Annotated in this window: 11 protein-coding genes and 3 pseudogenes; 13 read left to right on the forward strand and 1 reads right to left on the reverse strand. The window is 61.7% G+C overall.

All coding sequences use genetic code 11. The features are described from left to right. A pseudogene (locus M8523_RS30260) lies at positions 1-222 on the forward strand (transposase); the annotation flags it as partial. Between the two features lie 93 nt (positions 223-315). Here the strand turns inward: M8523_RS30260 and M8523_RS30265 are convergent. Further along, on the reverse strand, positions 316-1,236 hold the full coding sequence (locus tag M8523_RS30265; protein ID WP_282588575.1) for an aldo/keto reductase: 921 nt from the start codon (positions 1,234-1,236) through the stop codon (positions 316-318). 56 nt (positions 1,237-1,292) lie between these two features. Here M8523_RS30265 and M8523_RS36920 point away from each other — a divergent pair. The 12 genes and pseudogenes from M8523_RS36920 to M8523_RS30325 all read left to right on the forward strand — a co-directional run. Continuing rightward, a pseudogene (locus tag M8523_RS36920) lies at positions 1,293-1,511 on the forward strand (helix-turn-helix domain-containing protein); the annotation flags it as partial. A gap of 585 nt (positions 1,512-2,096) precedes the next feature. Beyond that, positions 2,097-2,498 (forward strand): hypothetical protein, encoded by a 402-nt coding sequence (locus tag M8523_RS30275; protein WP_282588576.1) that lies wholly within the window; start codon positions 2,097-2,099, stop codon positions 2,496-2,498. A gap of 357 nt (positions 2,499-2,855) precedes the next feature. After that, positions 2,856-6,044 carry an efflux RND transporter permease subunit gene (locus M8523_RS30280; RefSeq protein ID WP_282588577.1) on the forward strand — a complete coding sequence of 1,063 codons (3,189 nt, stop codon included), beginning with the start codon at positions 2,856-2,858 and terminating at the stop codon, positions 6,042-6,044. Beyond that, a complete protein-coding gene (locus M8523_RS30285) occupies positions 6,041-7,354 on the forward strand; it encodes an efflux RND transporter periplasmic adaptor subunit (protein WP_282588578.1) in 1,314 nt (437 codons plus the stop codon). Before M8523_RS30280 ends, M8523_RS30285 begins: the two co-directional genes overlap by 4 nt. A 1,002-nt stretch (positions 7,355-8,356) precedes the next feature. Continuing rightward, positions 8,357-10,402, forward strand: coding sequence for an APC family permease (locus M8523_RS30290; protein WP_282588579.1), 2,046 nt, complete (start codon positions 8,357-8,359; stop codon positions 10,400-10,402). Between the two features lie 77 nt (positions 10,403-10,479). Next, positions 10,480-11,424 carry a cation diffusion facilitator family transporter gene (locus M8523_RS30295; protein WP_282588580.1) on the forward strand — a complete coding sequence of 315 codons (945 nt, stop codon included), beginning with the start codon at positions 10,480-10,482 and terminating at the stop codon, positions 11,422-11,424. Between the two features lie 77 nt (positions 11,425-11,501). Then, positions 11,502-12,812, forward strand: a complete 1,311-nt coding sequence (locus tag M8523_RS30300) for a cyclic nucleotide-binding domain-containing protein (protein ID WP_282588581.1) — start codon at positions 11,502-11,504, stop codon at positions 12,810-12,812. A gap of 224 nt (positions 12,813-13,036) precedes the next feature. After that, positions 13,037-13,600: a hypothetical protein gene (locus M8523_RS30305; RefSeq protein ID WP_282588582.1), complete on the forward strand. Its 564-nt coding sequence runs from the start codon at positions 13,037-13,039 to the stop codon at positions 13,598-13,600. A 340-nt stretch (positions 13,601-13,940) separates the two neighbouring features. Continuing rightward, positions 13,941-15,293 (forward strand): GTPase HflX, encoded by a 1,353-nt coding sequence (gene hflX / locus M8523_RS30310; protein WP_282588583.1) that lies wholly within the window; start codon positions 13,941-13,943, stop codon positions 15,291-15,293. A gap of 268 nt (positions 15,294-15,561) precedes the next feature. Beyond that, positions 15,562-16,020, forward strand: a pseudogene (locus tag M8523_RS30315) (IS701 family transposase); the annotation flags it as partial. A gap of 262 nt (positions 16,021-16,282) precedes the next feature. Beyond that, a complete protein-coding gene (locus M8523_RS30320; protein ID WP_282588584.1) occupies positions 16,283-18,145 on the forward strand; it encodes a methyl-accepting chemotaxis protein in 1,863 nt (620 codons plus the stop codon). Positions 18,146-18,213: 68 nt separating this feature from the next. Then, entirely contained in the window at positions 18,214-18,675 is a 462-nt protein-coding gene (locus M8523_RS30325; RefSeq protein ID WP_282588585.1) for a chemotaxis protein CheW, read from the forward strand. The last annotated feature ends 228 nt before the right edge of the window (positions 18,676-18,903 follow it).

Below are 18,903 nucleotides of genomic sequence, written 5' to 3' on the forward strand. Positions count from 1 at the left end.
CAAAGCCAGTGGAAGTCGATCCGCACCTCGAATGCGATCGAACGGCTGCATGAGGAGTTCAAGCGACGGATCAAGACGCAAACCGTGCTGCCGGCCGCCGAGACCGCCGCCATGTTGTTCTGAGCATTGATGGCGTCAGGACAGATCACCATGCGGAAGGTCGACGGCTCGAAAACCCTCGCCGAAAAGCCATTCGATCAGCTCATTGACCTCGCCGCATGATCGGATAAGCCTCGTCACGCTGGAGATCGCGCCAAAAAGCAATTCCAACCAACTTCGCGACGGCACCTGTTGCGTTTGCGCAGATCGACTCCGCTAAACGGCAATGTCGCCTGGCGGGGGCGGATCAAAGGCGTCGAGTTTAGCAAGTACGTCAGGGGGAAGGTCCATCGCGGCCGCTGCGATGTTCTCCTCCAGGTGCCCGCGGTCGGCGGTGCCGGGGATGAGAAGGATGTTGGGCGCGTGAGCCAGCAGCCAGATCAGCCCGAGTTGGGTGGGCGTGACTCCGAGCTCTCCGGCGATCGCGACGATCTCGGGCTGTTCGACCACCTTGGGCATCCCTGGATACGCTCCGCCAAGCGGGAAGAAGGGGACCCAGGCGATATTCTCGCGGCGACATAGCGCCAGCACGTCCTCGAATTCCTGGTTCACCAGGCTGTAGGCGTTCTGGACGCAGGCGATGCGGGCCGGGATCGCCCGCTGGACAGTCGCCAGGCTCACCGCACTGAGCCCGATCGCGCCAATCTTGCCCTCGCTGCGAAGCGCGATCATCGCCGCGAGCTGGTCGTCGACATCGACCACCTGATCGCCCTCCGCGCGCAGGCCGGGTCCAACGTCGAGCCGCCGCAGGTTCACCACCGGGATATGGTCCAGCCCGAGGCTGCGCAGATTGTCCTCGACGCTGGCTCGCAGCTGCTCAGGTCTCTGCGCGGGCCGCATCGGCACCTTGCCGCCGGGGTTGGGATCGGCCCCAATCTTGCTCGCGACGGTGACACCCACATTCGATCGAGCCACGCGCCCGATCAGGGCATTGATCGCGCCGTCGCCGTAGAACTGCGCGGTGTCGAAATGGTCGACACCCAACGCGACGGCGCGCTCAAGCAGAGACGTGGCCTTCGCCGGTTCGGACGCGAGCTTGCGTAACTGCATCGCGCCGTAGCCCATCCGCGCGACAGATCGCTCACCCAGCTTATAGGTACCTGCGCGCGCAGCTGCTAACGGAGTCGGTGAGGTCATTGGACTTGCTCCTGTGATGGGAGTGAAACCGGAGGAGGCTCCGGCTGTTCCCTGAGGTGAAGAGACATCCCCAATTGTCAACTGCCGGGCCTCGTAGAGTCGATGCGCTCAAGAACCGCGAGCGGCTTGTGGCCGAGGCCGACGCGCTGTTCTCCCGCCTCGGCGGGCTGGTGACTCTGGACATGATTGCCAAGGCGGCCGGGGTCGGCATCGGCACGCTTTACCGCCATTTTGCGACGCGCGAGGCGCTGGTGGAGGCTGTGTATCGGCTAGAACCGCTCCGTCTTCCCTTGCCTCGCTGCTTGCCGTACGCGCCCCAGCGCCTGTGTCACGCGAGCCCGGCCCTGGGTCCGGTGCGTGCTTTGCCAGTTTGCGTTCCCCTTGGTTCCCGGCCTTGGCTCCGCCGGCTCCGCCTCCGGTTGCCCGGGTTTGTTCGTCGGCTTCGCAGCTACTATGCCGGGATCAGCCTTCTCCCGATCGTTCATTGGCGGCTACGGCTCCTCGCCTTCTCGCCACGGACTGACCGACCAGAACGGTCGTCGGCCGATCGGGAGATCTCCCGGTTCCCGTACAAGGAACGTCCGCACATGCCAGGGTATTCGACCACGCCGGGCCAGCCAGGCGCTCGCGTTGACGCGCCTGTCCGTCTCGCCTTCCGACTACTCAACGCCGTCGGCGCCCGGGATATGTAACTTTCGCGGCTCAATGGCTGGCCTGTACGCTCCCCTGCCGACGCTTCGCCGACGACCTCGCGGACGCCTGCGCACGGCTCGGGGCCGATGCGGTTCGCTAATGCTTCATCGTGACGGACTTTCACCATCTATTCCTCGCCAGTCTCCCGGCGCACTGGGTAATTACGTATGGATAGCCATACTCACAGTGTCCTGCCGAAACCATCAGCTCACAAGGCGGCCCACGGCGGATGGGTACGGAACGGCGCCAACTTCCCGGTCCAATACGCGGGGGCGAACGTGCCCCAGGCCTGGGCTGCCGGCAGCGTCTTTTTCCTCCTGCAGGCGATCGTCGGGTTTCAAACGCGGGCTGAGGACGGGTTGCTGTACCGCGACCCCTGGCTGCCGTCGTGGCTGCCCGACCTGACGCTGAAGGATCTGCGCATTGGTGCGGAGACCTTCGAGATCCGCATCGAGGGCAGCGGGGCGGACGTCGCGATCTCCGTCCTTGCAGGCGACGCCGGCAAGGTGCGGCGTCGGCCGATCGTCGACACGATGGTGCAGCTGCGGGTGGGCCGGCCGGTCGCTTAGCCGTTGTCAGAGGATGATGCGCGAGCCGATCGGCCTACCAGGGCATGTGGACTAAACGTCAATAGCGCCTATGCGCATTTGCAAGGCAGCCAAAGACGATGGCATGCGTTTCCAGTCGGAGCACTTGCCATTTAGTGGTTCGGGTGTCTGGTGAAACTTATATCAATGTCAATCGGCGCAAAGCTAATGTTTAGCCAGTAGAGCTTCCTTCAAGACAGATGGACGACTATTTTCGCTCAGCATAGAAGTTCTCGCACGCGTTTCTAATTTCCAAAATAGTTCGGAACACTCGGCGCTTTGTTGCCGACCGATAGGCGGCGGCTTTAGTACGCGCATGATAAGGCGCCGGGAGACTACATGAGTCTTGTCAAATTCGCCCTACGGTATCCCTATACGTTATATGTCCTCGCAGCGCTGATGGTGTTCTTGGGCGTAAGTGCCATCATCGTCACGCCGAAAGACATCTTTCCAGTCATCGACGTTCCGGTCGTCACCGTCATCTGGCAGTACACCGGGCTGACGCCGGAGGAAATGGAGCAGCGGGTCAGCACCTACAGCGAATATTCGATGAGTTCGAACGTCAGCGACATCAAGAATATCGAAAGCCAGACACTGGAGGGACTATCAGTCGAGAGGGTCTACTTCCAACCCAACGTGAACGTGAGCCTGGCGATCAGCCAGATCGTGTCGGCAACCAACGCGATCCGCGCCCTGATGCCAACCGGCATCGAACCTCCGATTATCGTCCAGTACAATGCGTCCAGCGTGCCCGTCCTCCAGATCAGCCTGACGTCCGACAAGCTCAACCAGCAGCAGCTCTACGATTACGGCCTCTACCAGATCCGTCAGGCCTTGGCGCCGATCCCCGGCCTGACTCTCCCGACCCCCTATGGCGGACAGTATCGCCAGATCATGGTCGACCTCGATCCCGACGCCATGCGGGCCAAGGGCGTGGCCCCGACCGACGTCGTCAACGCAGTCAACGCCCAGAGCCTGACGCTGCCCTCCGGCGACGCCAAGATGGGCGACAAGCAGATGATCGTCAGCCTCAACTCCTCCGCGAAATCGATCGAGTCGCTGAACGAGGTTCCAATACGCCAGGTGGGTGGCGTAACCGTCCTGTTGAGCGACGTGGCGCATGTGCGCGACGGTTGGGCGGTGCAGCAGAACGTTGTGCACGATAACGGCCACGCTTCTGTGCTGCTGACCATCATCAAGAATGGTGACGCCTCGACCCTGTCCGTCGTCAATGCCGTCAAGGCGGCCATCCCGGCGATCCAGAAGGCTGCGCCGGAGGGCATGAAAGTCAGCCTGCTGTTCGACCAGTCGATCTTCGTGAAGAACGCCATCACGGGCGTGCTGCGCGAGGGCGCGATCGCCGCCGGCTTGGCCGCGCTGATGATCCTGGTCTTCCTCGGCTCCTGGCGCTCCACCGTTGTCGTGATGGTCTCCATCCCGCTATCGATCCTCACCTCGATCGCCGTGCTCTCGGCCTTAGGGCAGACCCTCAACACCATGACGCTGGGGGGCCTCGCCCTGGCGGTCGGCATCCTGGTGGACGATTCTACAGTGACGATCGAGAACACGCACAGGCTTCTCGACGACAAGGTCCCCTTCGACGAGGCGGTGCTGGAAGGATCCGCCACCATCGCGATCCCGACCCTGATCTCGACTCTGGCGATCTGCTGCGTGTTCGTCGCGGTCTTCTTCCTGCAAGGCGCCGCCCGTTACCTGTTCACGCCGATGGCCATGGCCGTGGTGTTCGCCATGCTGACCTCCTACGGCCTTTCCCGCACGCTCACGCCAATCGTCATCCAGCTGATGGAGCGTTCGCAGTACACGGGTCCTGACGGGGGCAAGGCGCCGGGCTGGTTCGCACGATGGCATGCCGTCTTCAATCGCGGCTTCGACCGCTTCCGGGGTTTCTACGGCTACCTGCTCGCCACGATCCTGCGCCGCCGCATCGTCACGCCAATCGTGGCTTTGGTGCTGGTCGGCTTCGCCGGAGTCTTGAGCCTTCGGGTTGGCTCGGACTTCTTTCCGCCTGTCGATGCCGGTCTGATCCAGCTCCACGTCCGGGCGCCGGCGCGGACCCGCATCGAGCGGACCAGCAAGGACTTCGCCGCGATCGAGGACCGCATCCGCGAGATCATCCCGGCCAAGGATCTCGGCCTGGTGCTGGACGATATCGGCTTGCCCGCCATCGTCTACAACATGGCCTTCGGGGACGGCACGACCATCGGCGTGAACGACGGCGAGATCATGCTTCAGCTCAACGAGGGTCACCGCGAAACGGCGACCTACGTCAGCGCCTTGCGCCGCGAGCTGCCGATCGCCTTCCCCGAGATGTTGTTCTACTTTCAGCCGGCCGATCAGGTGACGCAGATCCTGAACTTCGGCGTGGCGTCGCAGGTCGACGTCCGCGTCGTCGGCAGGGATCGGCCCGGCAACCAGAAGGCGGCGGCAGAGATCAATCGCCGGCTCGCCGCGATCCCCGGCCTCGTCGACGTCCATGTCCAGCAGGAGCTGGATGCGCCGCAGCTCTTCTACACGGTCGACCGTACGCGTGCGCAGGAACTTGGGCTAACGGTGGGCCAGGTGACCAACAACCTCAACATCAGCCTGAGTTCGTCCAAGCAGGTCACCCCGAACTTCTGGACCGATCCCAAGAACGGCATTCCCTATTTCCTCGCCGTGCAGACCCCCGAGTACCGCATCCGGAACGTCAACGACGTCAACGAGACCCCGGTCACCAGTGCGATTGGAAGCACCGCGCCCATCCCCGGCCTGTTCGGCAACGTCGCCAGCTTCAAGCGGGTGGCCGTCCAGTCGGTCTTCAACCAGACCAACATCCAGTCGGTCTACGACGTCTACGGCAGCGTGCAGGATCGCGACCTCGGGGCCGTTTCGAAGGACATCAAGAAGGTGGTCGACGAGGTCCAGGCGAAGATGCAGGGCGGCAATCAGACCGTGGTCGCCGGTCAGATCCAGAGCATGAACGGCGCCTTCGCGAACCTGACCCTGGGGCTGCTCTTCGCCGCGGTGTTCGTCTACATGCTGATGGTCGTCAACTACCAGAGTTTCGTCGATCCGCTCGCGGTGGTGCTGGCGCTCCCCGGCGCCGGGTGTGGCATCATCCTGATGCTCTACGTCACAGGCACGACTTTCAGCGTGCCGTCGCTGATGGGCGCGATCATGTCGGTCGGCGTGGCCTCGGCGAACTCGATCCTGCTGGTCACCTTCGCGCGCGAGCAGCGCGAGAAGGGCATGTCCGCCGCCGAAGCGGCGCAGGCGGCCGGGATCACCCGGCTGCGTCCCGTGCTGATGACGGCGGCCGCGATGATGGTCGGGATGCTGCCGATGGCGATCGGCGGTCCCGGCGAGGAGCAAAACGCGGTGCTGGCCCGGGCCGTGATCGGCGGCATGCTGGTCGGCACGATCGCGACGCTGCTCTTTGTGCCGTACCTCTACTCCGTCTTCGGCGGCGTCAAGCGCGCGACGGCATCGGAGCCAGCTCGCACCCCCCAAGAAGGTCAAGCCGCATGAATGAGCACGTTCCGACCCCGGACACCGACGTCGCAAACGCACGGCAGGACCAGCGGCCAAACCCTGGCTCTTCGCCTGAGAAGCCTGCTAAGCTATCTTCAGGCGACGGGGATAGGCCGGATCCCCAGCAGGAGCGCGGCCGTTTCCGGATTGCGGTCAGTCTCGGCGTCGCCATGGTGATCCTGGTGGCCGGGCTGGTGGCCTGGGGCGTAAGAGGTCACGCGCTGACCGACGCGACTGCGCAGGAGGCACTCGGCCAGTTGCACGATGCGGTGCCGCAGGTGCGGATCGCGGCCGTCAAGATGCTGCCCGGCTCGCGCCGCATCGACCTTCCGGGAGACATGCAGCCCTTCAATGCCGCGACGATCTACGCGAGAGCCACCGGCTATATCAAGACGCGCTCCGTGGATATCGGCAGCAAGGTCCGCCAAGGTGACGTGCTGGCGGTGATCGCGGCGCCAGACCTCGACAAGCAGTTGGCCCAGGCCCAAGCGCAGCTGGACCAAGCCAGCAACTCTCATACGCAGGCGATGGCCAATCGAAAGCTGGCTGGGGCCACGGAAGGCCGCACGGCCGATCTCGTCGAGAAAGGCTGGGCCACGCGGCAGCAGGGCGACACCGATTCCGCTAACCTCGCTTCCAACAACGCCAATGTCGACGTGGCGAAGGCCACGATCAAGGCAGATAAGGCCAACGTTGGCCAGCTGACTGAACTTGTGGGATACGAGCAGGTCATGGCGCCGTTCGACGGGGTGATCACGGTCCGCGACATCGACGTCGGCAACCTCGTCGTGGCCAACAATCAGACGGGCACCCAAATGTTCTCGATCGCCAGCACGGATGTGCTGCGCGTCCAGATTTACGTGCCGCAGGAAGACTATTTTGGGGTCAAGGACGGCCAGGACGCGACCGTCACCGTGCCCGAGCTGCCTGGGCGGGAGTTCCATGGAAAGGTTACGCGCAACGCGAGCGCGCTTCAATCCGGGACCCGAACGCTCCTCGTCGAGGTCGACCTCGACAATCATGACGGCGCGCTGACGGCAGGGCTGTTTGGGATCGTCCACCTCGACGTGCCCCGCACGACGCCAGTAGCACTTGTCCCTTCGGAGGCCGTGATCTTCGACAAGGATGGCCTCAGCGCGGCGGTATTCGACAACGGCGTGCTGCGGCTGCGTCACCTCGACGTGCTGGTCGACAATGGCGCCGAGCTGGAGGCCAAGGCAGGGTTGAAGGAGGGAGACGAACTGATTCTCAACCCTCCGCGGCTCGCGACCGACGGGATGCGCGTAACGACGGTACCCGCGAAGTAGCGGGTCCCGCCTCTGTGCCGCCGCCATGCCGCGGCGCGGCGCGCGGGAACATCAGCAATCGCGAAGGAACTCAACTTAAGCGCGACTCCGCCTTTTAATTGAAAAACCATGGCTGAAATCTGACCACTCTGATCGACGGCCAGCAGATCCAGCCGCGCACCGGCCTCTTCGGCGTCGACCGCAGGCCACGGCGGGGCCCTGAGTGCCGACAATACCCGGCAGGGGCATTGGCCGCGAGCCTTTGGCCATCTTTTATACCTGCGATTCATTCGACACGCCCCCTACCACGCGGCCTCGGGCGCGACCTTCTTTACATTCATTTGCCATCCGGCAATGGTACAGAATTGGCGAAGACGTAGACCGAGCCCGGCCGATGCCCGGCCAAAGGCAGCAACCTTTCGAGCTTTCGATCTAGACCGTTCTGCCCTCATGATCGGGTGGAGGATTTTCACGAACGCCGAGCCTTTCGGACTGGCGAGATCCTCCGCGAAGGACCGTGCTCCGGGCGGTGACGACTGCCGTGTTGGAGCGAGCGTCTCGATAGGTCGCCCCGAACGTGGAGGCGGTCGGCTCGTCGTCGATGACCGGTGGAATGGTGCGAACCAAGAGCGTAACACCCGAGAGTTAAGACACCAGTCGAGGCTTGCCTTGAACGGTCGGAACGACGCTGGCGATATGACACTCACCTATTGAAGCGCCGGACCATTCCCTGCGTCATCAGCGGCTGCTCGGCCGAGAAGTTTGCGGCGCCGACGACGATCTCCAGGTTGAGAGCTCAATCGCGTTGCGCGCGCCCCCAGCGCCATCAGATCCTAACACCCCTCATCTATTTACGACATGTTTATGAAAAAACCGATCAACGCTCATGGAGAACATATGCCCCCAAGCCAATTCTGAGGTTGAATTGAGCGATTGAACGATGCGACCCTTGCTAAGCGGAGAGAGTGGATCGCGATCGTCCGAAGGCGCCCGACCAATTTCGGATGAGATTAGAGTGAACTCATGAGCGACCTGCGCCTCCGGCAGCCGGGCGAAACGCCCGCATTGGGTCGGTTTGTCGTTCCCGCGACCATCATGCTTTCGTTCGTTTCCTTCTGGCGCGCGTCCGCGATCGTGCTGAGCGATCTCGGGTCGTCCGCCTATTACGTCGGCGGCATCGCCGAGCAGAAGGTCGGCAAGGCCGCTCCGTGGTTTGTGCTCGGCATCATGCTGTTCTCCTACGCCGTGCGTGCGGTGTATATCGAGAGCTGCAGCATGTTCACGCGAGGCGGAGTCTACAAGGTCGTTCGCGAGGCGATGGGCGGAACGGCGGCGAAGTTCTCCGTCAGCGCCCTGATGTTCGACTACGTGCTGACTGGCCCCATCAGCGCGGTCAGCGCGGGGCTCTATCTCGCCAGCCTGCTCAACCAACTCGCCGGCGCTTTCGGAATGCCGCAGCTTCCCCTATCGCCGCCTTTGATAGCGGCCGCCTTCGCCATCTTGGTGATTTCATATTTCTGGTGGACCAACACGGTCGGCATTCCGTTTTCGAGCACCCGAGCTCTCAGGGTCATGCAGATCACGACCGTGATGGTCGTCATCCTGGTCTCCTGGTGCCTCCTGACGATCGCGATGAAGGGTTATCAGCCAGTCCCGGCGCCGACCCTGGCCAACCTCAAATTCAGCGACGATGCGCTGGGATGGTTGAAGGGGACGCCCTTTCCTGGCGTCGCTGTGATCGCGATCGGCATCGGCCTCGGTCATTCGCTTCTGGCCATGAGCGGCGAAGAAAGTCTGGCCCAGGTCTATCGCGAGATCGAGGCGCCAAAACGCAAGAACCTCATTCGCACGGGCCTGATCATCTTCGGCTACAGCCTGGTGTTCACGGCCCTCGTCTCGTTCTTCGCCGTCATGCTGATCCCCGACGATCAGCGGCAGCAAGTCCAGGACAACCTTATCAGCGGAATCGCAATGGTCCTAATCGGGCGGCACTGGCTGAAGCTGGCCTTCCAGTGCTTTGTCGTTCTCGTCGGGGTGCTGATCCTGTCCGCCGCGGTCAACACGTCGCTCATCGGATCGAATGGAGTCCTAAATCGCGTCGCCGAGGATGGGGTGTTGCCGGACTGGGTTTGTCAGCCACATAAAACCTACGGTACAAGCCACCGGCTCATCGCCATCGTCGCGGCGCTGCAGATCGCAACCGTTGTGCTCAGTCGCGGTGACGTGACGCTTCTGGGCGAAGCCTACGCGTTCGGCGTGGCTTGGAGCTTTGCCATGAAGGCGCTCGGGGTCACCGTCTTGCGCTTCACCCGGCCGGACGCCGAGCGCTGGCGTGTTCCGCTCAACATCAAGCTGGGCACGACCGAGCTGCCGCTAGGACTGATCATCATCACGACGATGCTGTTCATCCTCGCTGGCTTGAACCTATTCACCAAGGAAGCCGCCACCGTCGGCGGGGTCGCGTTCACGGTTGTCTTTTTCGTCCTGTTCACCGTGTCCGAGCACTATCACAAGCGCGGAGGCGAAGAAGGCAATACGGCGGATAATACCCTCGACCGGTTTCGCCTGGAGTGCCGAAGGAACCTGTCGCCCGAAGCCCTCGGAGTTCGTCCCGGTTCCATTCTTGTCGCCGTTCATGACGCGGATCAACTGGATCACCTGCAAAAGGCTCTCGCCCACCACGACCCCAGCGAAGCAGATGTCGTCGCGATTTCTGCAAGTGAAAGCGGACCGGGGGACAACGTCCCGGACGATCAAGCCGCACAGAAGATTGTCGATGCCTGGGAGACCCGTGTGTTCTCCCGCGCAGTTGCTGTTGCCGAGAAGGAGGGAAAGCCGATCTCGTTGATCGGGCTTGCCGCGGCCGATGGCTACTCCGCCCTTTTGGCGGCGGCAGCGACATTGCAGTGTTCCCGGCTGGTGCTCGCGGCCAGTACCAAAGAAAGCGTCCGTGAGCAGGAGCAGGATGTGCGGACGTCCTGGCGCAAACGCCAGATTCAAACGATGGAGCTTCCCGTCGAGATCATCTCCCGATCCGGGACGTTCACCAGTTTCACACTGGAACGATAAGCGTCGCTCGGACTTCAACAGAGCCAGTTAGCCAAGCAGGCCTTCGTCGTCCGCGCCCAAGCCTTTTTGGACCTCCTGTGGCCGAGTCTTCATCCAAGATCGTTATTTACGCTGCACTGGCCGGTAACATCCTTGTCACCGTCATGAAGTGTGTCGCGGCCAGCTTCACCGGGAGTTCCGCCATGCTGAGCGAGGCGGTGCATTCCGCCGTGGATTGCGGCAATCAACTCCTCATGCTGCTCGGGGTGCATCGGGCTGCCCGACCGGCCAGCGTGACTCACCCCTTCGGACATGGTCTGCAGCTCTACTTCTGGACCTTCGTCGTGGCGGTGCTGGTCTTCGATATCGGCGCGGGTGTGCCCGCGCTCGAAGGGATCGGAAAGATCTGGTCGCCGCAGCCGGTCGAGCATCCCTGGGCCAGCTACGTCGTCATCGCGCTCGGTCTGCTTTTCGGGGGAGTCACCTGGCTTGTCGCGGTGCGTGCTTTTAGAAAGGTCAAAGGCGACCGCGGCTGGATCGAGGCGGTACGCTTCAGCAACGACCCAACCGTCTTCACCGTACTGTTCGAGGACAGTGCGGCTCTTCTCGGCCTGGTCACGGCGCTCATAGGAATCTGGTGCAGCCAGGCATTAGGCATGCCCGTCCTCGACGGGGTCGCCTCGCTCATCATCGGCTTGATCTTGGCTGGAACAGCGGCCTTCCTGGCTTGGGAATGTCAGTCGCTTATGACCGGCGAGGCCGCTGCGCCCGAGGTCCGCAGAGGCATTCGCCAGATCGTCGGCGAAGCCGCCGCCGTTGCCCGCCCCAACGACATCTTGACCATGCATTTCGGCCCGCGCGACGTGTTGGCTGCGCTGAGCCTTGAATTCCAGCAGGATTGCCCTGCCGCAGAGGTCGAGGCCGCGGTCTCGCGCGTTAAGCAGCGGATCAAGGCCAACCATCCGGAAGTAACCCGCGTGTTCGTGGAAGCTCAGCGTGGCGAGGCGCACCGGCGCTCCCAAGACGCGCTCGTCCGCGAGTAGCGGGTTGAACGGGATCACCATGGCAAAGCCTTCTCTTTTGTTTAAGTCCATGCAGACAATGACGAGGGGCGACAAGCATGACCGGCATCGGTGAAATGCTAGCTGTCGCGCTTGTCGGCCTGGGCACCACCTCATCGTCAATGGCAGGGGCGGCGATCGGTCTCTACCTGCCGATCTCCAAGCGGCTGCTGGCGTGCATCCTGGCTTTCGCCGCCGGTGCGTTAATCAGTGCGCTTGCCATCGACCTCGGGTACGGAGGCGCCGTTGAGCTCCGGCACGCGAACTTTTCCAGCCGCTCAGCGTGGGGCTTCGTGGGCGGAGGCTTCGCAATCGGCGCGATTGTCTACTACCTCGCCTCTCTCTACCTCGAGAAGCGGGGAGCGGCCGTTCGCTTTCCGACCCGGTTCGAAGAATATGCACTCGGCCAGAAAAGGAAGAACAGCCGGGCGCTGATCAAGCTGCTCTCCACCTGCGATCTGCTTCGCCATCTCCCGGCTGAAGGGATCGAGGGAATCCTGCGCACGGTGAAAACCGTCCGGCTGCCAGCGGGCGAAGAGTTGTTTCATGTTGGCGATCCGGGCGATGCTCTGTTCATCGTCGCTGATGGGTCGGTGGAGATAACCTCGGAGACGGGAAGCCCTCTGGCCAGCCTTGGAGCGGGGCAAGCCTTTGGCGAAATGGCGCTTCTGAGCGGAGGCTTGCGCACTGCGACTGTGCGGGCAAAAGGCGCCACGGATCTGCTCAGGATTGATCGCGACGATTTCGAAGACATGATCGAGGCGGACCATCAGCTCGCGAGCGCCGCGCAACGCCTCAGCCACGAGCGGGCAATCAAGAACCTTGCCACGGGCGGCCCCAATCCCGGCAGATGGGCAAGGGTGGCACGAAGCAATCTGCACAACCTCAGCCGCGGCGAAGTCGCCAAGCTGCTGACCAAGACGGGTGATGGCGCCGGCATGGCGATCATCTTCGGAAACATTCTCGACACCATTCCGGGCTGCCTGGTCATAGGCGCGAAGTTCCACGGCTTCGCCAGCCTCTCGCTGACCCTGATGCTGGGGATGTTTTTCGGCGGCATACCGGAAGCGGCAGCGAGCGCCGCGATACTCGCGCGGGCGGGATACAAGCCCAGGAAGATCTTTGGGCTGTGGTCAACCGTGCTGGTTGCCGGGCTTCTGGCGGCAGTCGCCGGCAAGTTGTTCATCGGCAACCCGCACTCGCTTGCTGCGGTCTTCTGTCAAGCCATTGCCGGGGGTGCCGTGCTTGCACTGGTCGCCCACGCCATGATCCCGGAGGCTATCCACGAAGGCGGGTCTCTGGTGGTGCTGCCGACCGTCGCCGGCTTTCTGTTTGCGCTCTATCTCTCGCTTGCCGAGACGGTAACTTGATTGATCTTCGCTGACTGCAAAGGCTCGATAGCATACTGGACAGAACGAGCGGGAGTCATCGTAAAAGATTCAGATGCCAACATAAACGCGACGACAGTCCGATCTATATAAATTGATATGAATTGATCAGAACAAGTAAAAAAATTGATAATTTATGTTGAAACTGTCGTTCTATCTCCGCGTGACATTTCACACGCCTTCGCGCCACCGCATAGGAGATGTCATTGTTCAAGAAAATTGGAGTAGCTTTTCTGGTCGCGGCCGCAACACTCACCGCCGCTCCTGCTTTCGCTTTTGAGACCTTAGTTTCTCAGATCCATAAAAATCAGGATGGCTCACATACTTTCTATTTCGCCATCAAACTGGGGCCGGACGAGACACTGACACCGGGCGACAAGGCGAGCGCGGACTTCATGACTGTTTACAACTTCTACGGGCTCATCGATGGGTCGGCGAAATCGCCGGAAGGTTGGGAGTTCTCGTCCGAGCAGTTCGGCCGTACACCGACCATGAACGGGTATCCGACGGTAATGCCATTGGATGTTCCCAACACGCCCAATCTGACGTGGACGGTCACCAGCCGGTCGCGGCGGGCGCAGGTGGACGGCTTCACCGCAACGACCCGGGTGAACACGACGATCCAAGGGGAATACTCGGCGCAGGTTACGCGCAACCCATCGGCGGTCCAAGTCGAAGCCTCCAGCACACCTGCAGTGACCCGTCAGTCTTCGAAGCAGGCACTCATCGGAATGCTTCCGACGCCAAGCTTCCTCGCAGAGGTGAATTAGAAAACGTCATTGATCGCCGGGCAGCGCCTTCAAAGCTGCATTCTACGGCGGTCGTGCTGCAAGCGTGACGGTGAATGGCTGAGAGCGGACAGATTGAAAAAGGCCGACTTGCTGGTTCGACAGATCGTCCGACCTGCGGCTGCCGTTGTCAAAGACGGAATCTGTATCGTGGCATCGGGCAGGAACTCGTCCTCACGAGGGGCACCCATCCACTCGCTCCCCTCCGCGGCAGGACGGCTTCGTCAAGATGGCGTTCAACGCTGTTCGCAGAACGCAAACCGGTCAATGCTCAAGGCATTCTACTCGCCTTGCTGAGGCGGCACACGTGCTAGGGTGAGACATGGAAACTAAACCGCTTGTCCTGCGTGCGATCCTCGTCGGGATCCAGCTTCCTGGCGTCGACGACGTGACCCATGCCGCGAGCATCGAGGAACTGGGCCGTCTCGTGACGACGCTCGGCTACGAGGTCGGAGGCACCTTGTCTCAGAAGCGCGACGCCCTCGATAGTGCCACCGTACTCGGCAAGGGACGGCTTCACGAACTCGCGGCCATCACCGGCGGTACGGGCATGGTCGGAACCATGGCCACCGCGCCAAAATCGAAGGCTCGCGAGCGCTTCGAGGAGGGCAAGGGCAAGCCGGCCTCTGTTCAGATCGAGCCTGAGCCGGATGCGCTGCCGAGGGCGGATTTCGTCGTCGTTGACCACGAGATCTCCCCGAGCCAGGCCCGCAACCTGGAGCGAGCGACCGGGGCGGAAGTGCTTGATCGGACTGGCGTGATCGTGGAAATCTTCCATCGTCACGCCCGCAGCCGCGAGGCGCGGCTTCAGGTCGAGATGGCGAGGCTACAATATGTCTTTCCCCGCCTGCGGGAATCCTCGGCGGGCATTGGACGGCAGCGCGGCGTCGGCGCCGGTGAGTCCGACATCGATCTCGACCGTCGCAAGATCCGGGACCGCCGCGCGGAACTGAAGGGGCAACTGGACGAAATTCAACGAGGCGACGACCAGCGCCGGTCCGCGCGCAGGGATCAGCTCCGAGTTGCGCTGGTCGTCTACACCAACGCCGGAAAGTCCTCGCTCATGCGGGCTCTTACGGGCAGCGAAGTCTTGGTCGCTGACCAACTCTTCGCGACGCTCGACACGACGGTGCGGGTGATGCGGCCGGAAACGACGCCGCGGGTTCTCGTCTCGGACACGGTGGGTTTCATCAAGAAGCTCCCACACGACCTCGTTGCCTCGTTCCGGTCGACCTTGGCTGAAGCGCTCGACGCGTCGCTCTTGCTGTTTGTCGTCGACGCCTCCGATCCGACCTATGAGGCGCAGCTCGAAGTCACAAGGTCCGTTCTGGGCGAGATCGGAGCGGACGTCGTCTCCTCGCGCCTGCTCCTCAACAAGATCGACCGCGTAGGCGAGGTTGATCGCGCAGCGCTCCTGGCGAAGCACCCCGAGGCGATCTTCCTCTCGGCGAAGTCCGCCGAGGACGTGGCGGCGCTGCGCGAGACAATCGTCGCCTTCTTCGAGTCGGCGATGGTGGAGGAGCAGCTTACGTTGCCGTACGCCAAGCAGGGCTTCCTCGGCGATGTTTACGAGAACGCGCGCGTGCTTTCGGAGGACTTCGATGCGACCGGCCGAGTCCTGAACGTTCGCGGCCTGCCGGGAGGTATCGCGCGCCTGCGAAAACTCCTCGCTTGATCACCGACTCGGTGATTGTACCGGTGCTATGCCCACCTTCGTCCGCAACGCCCTGCGCGAGGACCACAAGCTCGGTCTGACCGAGGTCGAGGTCAGGCGCATGCGTCACCACCGCAAACTGCCAAACCGCATCTCGATCGCCAGCCAGATTGTGTCTCATGGCTGCGGCTGCAGGCTCAAAACAGCGACCAACGGGAGGGTGCAGATTTGCGCGGTCCACGAGATATCATTCTCATAAATCTCTGAGCGCCCCAACCCACAGGGCGGATGGCCCAACAGTGACGCCGATCCGATTAAGTATTGGCTCTCGACCATGCCCGTAGAGACATCGATCGACGACTTAGTCCAGACAACCAAGATGCGCTGGCGTATCGAACGAGACTATCAGGACCTCAAGCAAGACCTTGGATTGGGCCACTACGAGGGTCGAGGGTGGCGCGGCTACCACCATCATGCGAGCCTCTGCATCGCTGCCTATGGATTCTTGACCGCCCTTCGCGGGATGATTCCCCCCTCAGCTTCAGCCCGCACCAAGGGCGGCCCGATGCCTCACCTTCCCAGTGGTCGCCGACCCCGCGGCTCCCCCGGTCCGGCCCGAGCGCCACGTGCCCAACTCCATAACGACCATGCGGCGGCGGCTCACCCTCGCCCTCGTCCAGCGCCTCTCCGGATGTCCGTGCTGCAATCGACCCAACACACCCCATCATCTCATTTTATGACGCAGTAAGACTAGGTCATCATAGCCTGCCAGAACGCTACTGGTCTAATCGCTGTTCGCTTAAATAATCGTCCTCAAAATACCGGTGTTCCCGGACGCGGTTTGATGCACTTTCAAACGATATCTTAAGACGCGGCGCTCACAATCTCGTGATCATTTCGACGCTTCTCCTTTTGCTCCGAAATCAAAGGCTCGACCCAGCTTTACCTGTCGTGGATCGGGATCTGTCGATTGCAGTCTCAGGCGATCTTCGCTTGAAGAAAGGTCTTTCGTGTTCGCTTCTCTCGCCGCTTGGGCCACCGACGAAAAAGCTGTGCTCAAAGCTCTGGGCTGCTCGCTGGCCATCATCGAATTCGATCCTAGTGGGACCATCCTCACCGCCAACGAGAATTTTTGTAAGACCCTGGGTTACGATCTCGCCGAGATCAAAGGTCAGCATCACAGGATCTTTGTCGATCCTGCCGAGGCGAACGGCGGGGGCTACAAGGCGTTTTGGAGCAAGCTCGCTCGCGGCGAATTCCATGCGTGCGAGTACAAACGCAGCGCTAAAGGCGGTCGCGAAGTCTGGATCCAAGCCTCCTATAACCCCGTGATGAACGCCAAGGGCGTCGTGAACAAGGTGGTCAAGGTCGCAACCAATATTACGGCCGAGAAACTCAAGAACGCCGAGTTCGAAAGCAAGCTCAACGCGATCTCTCGTGTGCAAGCCGTCATCGAATTTAGCCCCGGCGGTGAGATCATCACCGCCAATGCGAATTTTCTGGCACTGCTCGGCTACCAGCTCGACGAGATCAAGGGTCAGCACCATCGGATGTTCGTCGCGCCGAGCGAGGGGCAGTCACCCGACTACGAGGCGTTCTGGCGTAAGCTGAACAGTGGCGAGGCTATCTCCGCCTCCTTCAAACGCATCGGCAAAGGCGGCAAGGAAGTCTGGATCCAGGCCTCCTACAATCCAATCTTCGACATGAACGGCAAGGTCACCAAGGTGGTAAAGTTCGCCAATGATATCACCGATCTCACGGAGATCGGTGCGGGCTTGGCCCGATTGGCGGATAACAAGATCGATCAGCGCATCGACAAGGCCTTTTCGCCAACCTTCGAGAAGCTTCGGGTCGACTTCAATATCGCCCATGACAAGCTGCAACAGGCTCTCCTGCATATTGCCGACGGTACGACGGCCATTCATGCCGGGGCTCTTCAGATTTCGACCGCAGCCGACGACCTGTCTCACCGAACGGAGCAACAGGCTGCAAGCCTTGAAGAAACCGCAGCGGCGCTCGATCAGATCACCGCAACGCTCAAGAAGTCAGCGGATGGGGCCACTCACGCCCGTGATGTCGTGAGCGCGGCCGACCGTGATGCAAAGACCAGCGCCATCGTTGTTCGTCAGGCGGTCGAAGCCATGGACGCGATCGCAACCTCCGCGCGTCAGATCAGCCAGATCATCGGTGTGATCGACGAGATCGCCTTCCAGACCAATCTCCTGGCGCTCAATGCCGGCGTCGAGGCGGCACGCGCAGGCGATGCGGGTCGCGGCTTTGCGGTTGTCGCCTCCGAAGTGCGGGCCTTGGCCCAGCGCTCAGCCGAGGCCGCCAAGGAGATCAAAAGCCTGATCTCAGCATCCTCCACGCAAGTCGACACCGGGGTCAAGCTGGTCGCAGAGACCGGCAAGTCGCTCGACCGCATCCTGGGCCAGGTCACCGAGATCAACGGCGTCATGGACGAGATCGCCTCAGGCGCCAAGGAACAGTCAGCAGGGCTCGCTGAGGTCAATATCGCGGTCAATCAGATGGATCAGGTGACACAGCAGAATGCAGCCATGGTCGAGGAAACCACGGCGGCAAGCCATTCTCTCTCTCAAGAGGCGATGCGACTATCAGGCCTGCTGGCAGAGTTTCAGATCGGCCGACCAGAAGGCGAACCATCGATCCGGAGCGCGCTTCAGAAGGCTGTACCTCACGCCTTTCGATCGACCGCAACGGGAATGAAGCCGAGTCGCGACGCTGGACCTGCAAAGAGAGCAGCGAGAGGCATCGCGAGCCGTAGCAACCCACAATCTGCTGCGACGTCCCAGACCAAGGTGGTCAATGGCGCCCCGCTCGAAAGCGGCAGTGGCGCATGGGAAGAGTTCTGAAGGCGAAACCGGTGGTTTGTGAACGGGATTGCGAGCTGCTTCGGTCTTGCAACAATGGGCATTGTCTAATGACGTCGAACGCTTCAAAAGAGACAGAACACCGGGAGCTGATCACCTTTCGATTCGACGCCCAGGAATTTTGTGTGGACGTGATGGTGGTGCGGGAAATCCGGGTGTGGACGCCGGCGACCCCGGTTGCGCATGCTCCGGACTTCATATGCGGCGTCATCAATCTCCGCGGGTCTGTCCTACCCATCATCGACTTCGGCGCACGGCTGGGCTTGCAACTCACAACACCCTCATCGCGACATGCGATTCTGGTCGTTGAAATCGGTTCTCAAATCGTCGGCCTGCTGGTCGAAGGGGTGTCAGAGATCCTCACCGTCCCGCCAAACCTGATCCAGCCTCTCCCAGACGTCGCGTTGCAGAGCGCGAAGGACTTCGTCAGCGGCATTGTGGCTGTCGAGGTGCGAATGATCAGTCTGATCGCGCTCGAAGCGATCCTGCCACCACTCGCAGAAGCGGCTTAAGGCTGGCCCGCGATGATGGGCTGATAACGTTCGGCAGCTTCATAAAAGGCTGAAACGTCTCACATTAGGCTCAAAGAGGATCTCTTGTCAGGATTTCGATTATGGCGACATGCTAAACAACTGTGCACCATCAAACGCAGCTGTCTTGCTTTGGACGGGTGATCAGACGGACTTATAATGCTCCCAAGGCGTGATCCGCTTATCGCCCGGCCGAACCCGCCGCATGCG

Source organism: Lichenifustis flavocetrariae (assembly GCF_026130545.1).
GTDB lineage: Bacteria > Pseudomonadota > Alphaproteobacteria > Rhizobiales > Beijerinckiaceae > Lichenihabitans > Lichenihabitans flavocetrariae.

What these genes read in the sequence shown, in the direction of transcription:
- M8523_RS30265 (WP_282588575.1), bottom strand. Translation starts at nt 1,236, where the DNA reads ATGACCTCACCGACTCCGTTAGCAGCTGCGCGCGCAGGTACCTATAAG.
- M8523_RS30275 (WP_282588576.1), top strand. Translation starts at nt 2,097, where the DNA reads ATGGATAGCCATACTCACAGTGTCCTGCCGAAACCATCAGCTCACAAG.
- M8523_RS30280 (WP_282588577.1), top strand. Translation starts at nt 2,856, where the DNA reads ATGAGTCTTGTCAAATTCGCCCTACGGTATCCCTATACGTTATATGTC.
- M8523_RS30285 (WP_282588578.1), top strand. Translation starts at nt 6,041, where the DNA reads ATGAATGAGCACGTTCCGACCCCGGACACCGACGTCGCAAACGCACGG.
- M8523_RS30290 (WP_282588579.1), top strand. Translation starts at nt 8,357, where the DNA reads ATGAGCGACCTGCGCCTCCGGCAGCCGGGCGAAACGCCCGCATTGGGT.
- M8523_RS30300 (WP_282588581.1), top strand. Translation starts at nt 11,502, where the DNA reads ATGACCGGCATCGGTGAAATGCTAGCTGTCGCGCTTGTCGGCCTGGGC.
- hflX (WP_282588583.1), top strand. Translation starts at nt 13,941, where the DNA reads ATGGAAACTAAACCGCTTGTCCTGCGTGCGATCCTCGTCGGGATCCAG.
- M8523_RS30325 (WP_282588585.1), top strand. Translation starts at nt 18,214, where the DNA reads ATGACGTCGAACGCTTCAAAAGAGACAGAACACCGGGAGCTGATCACC.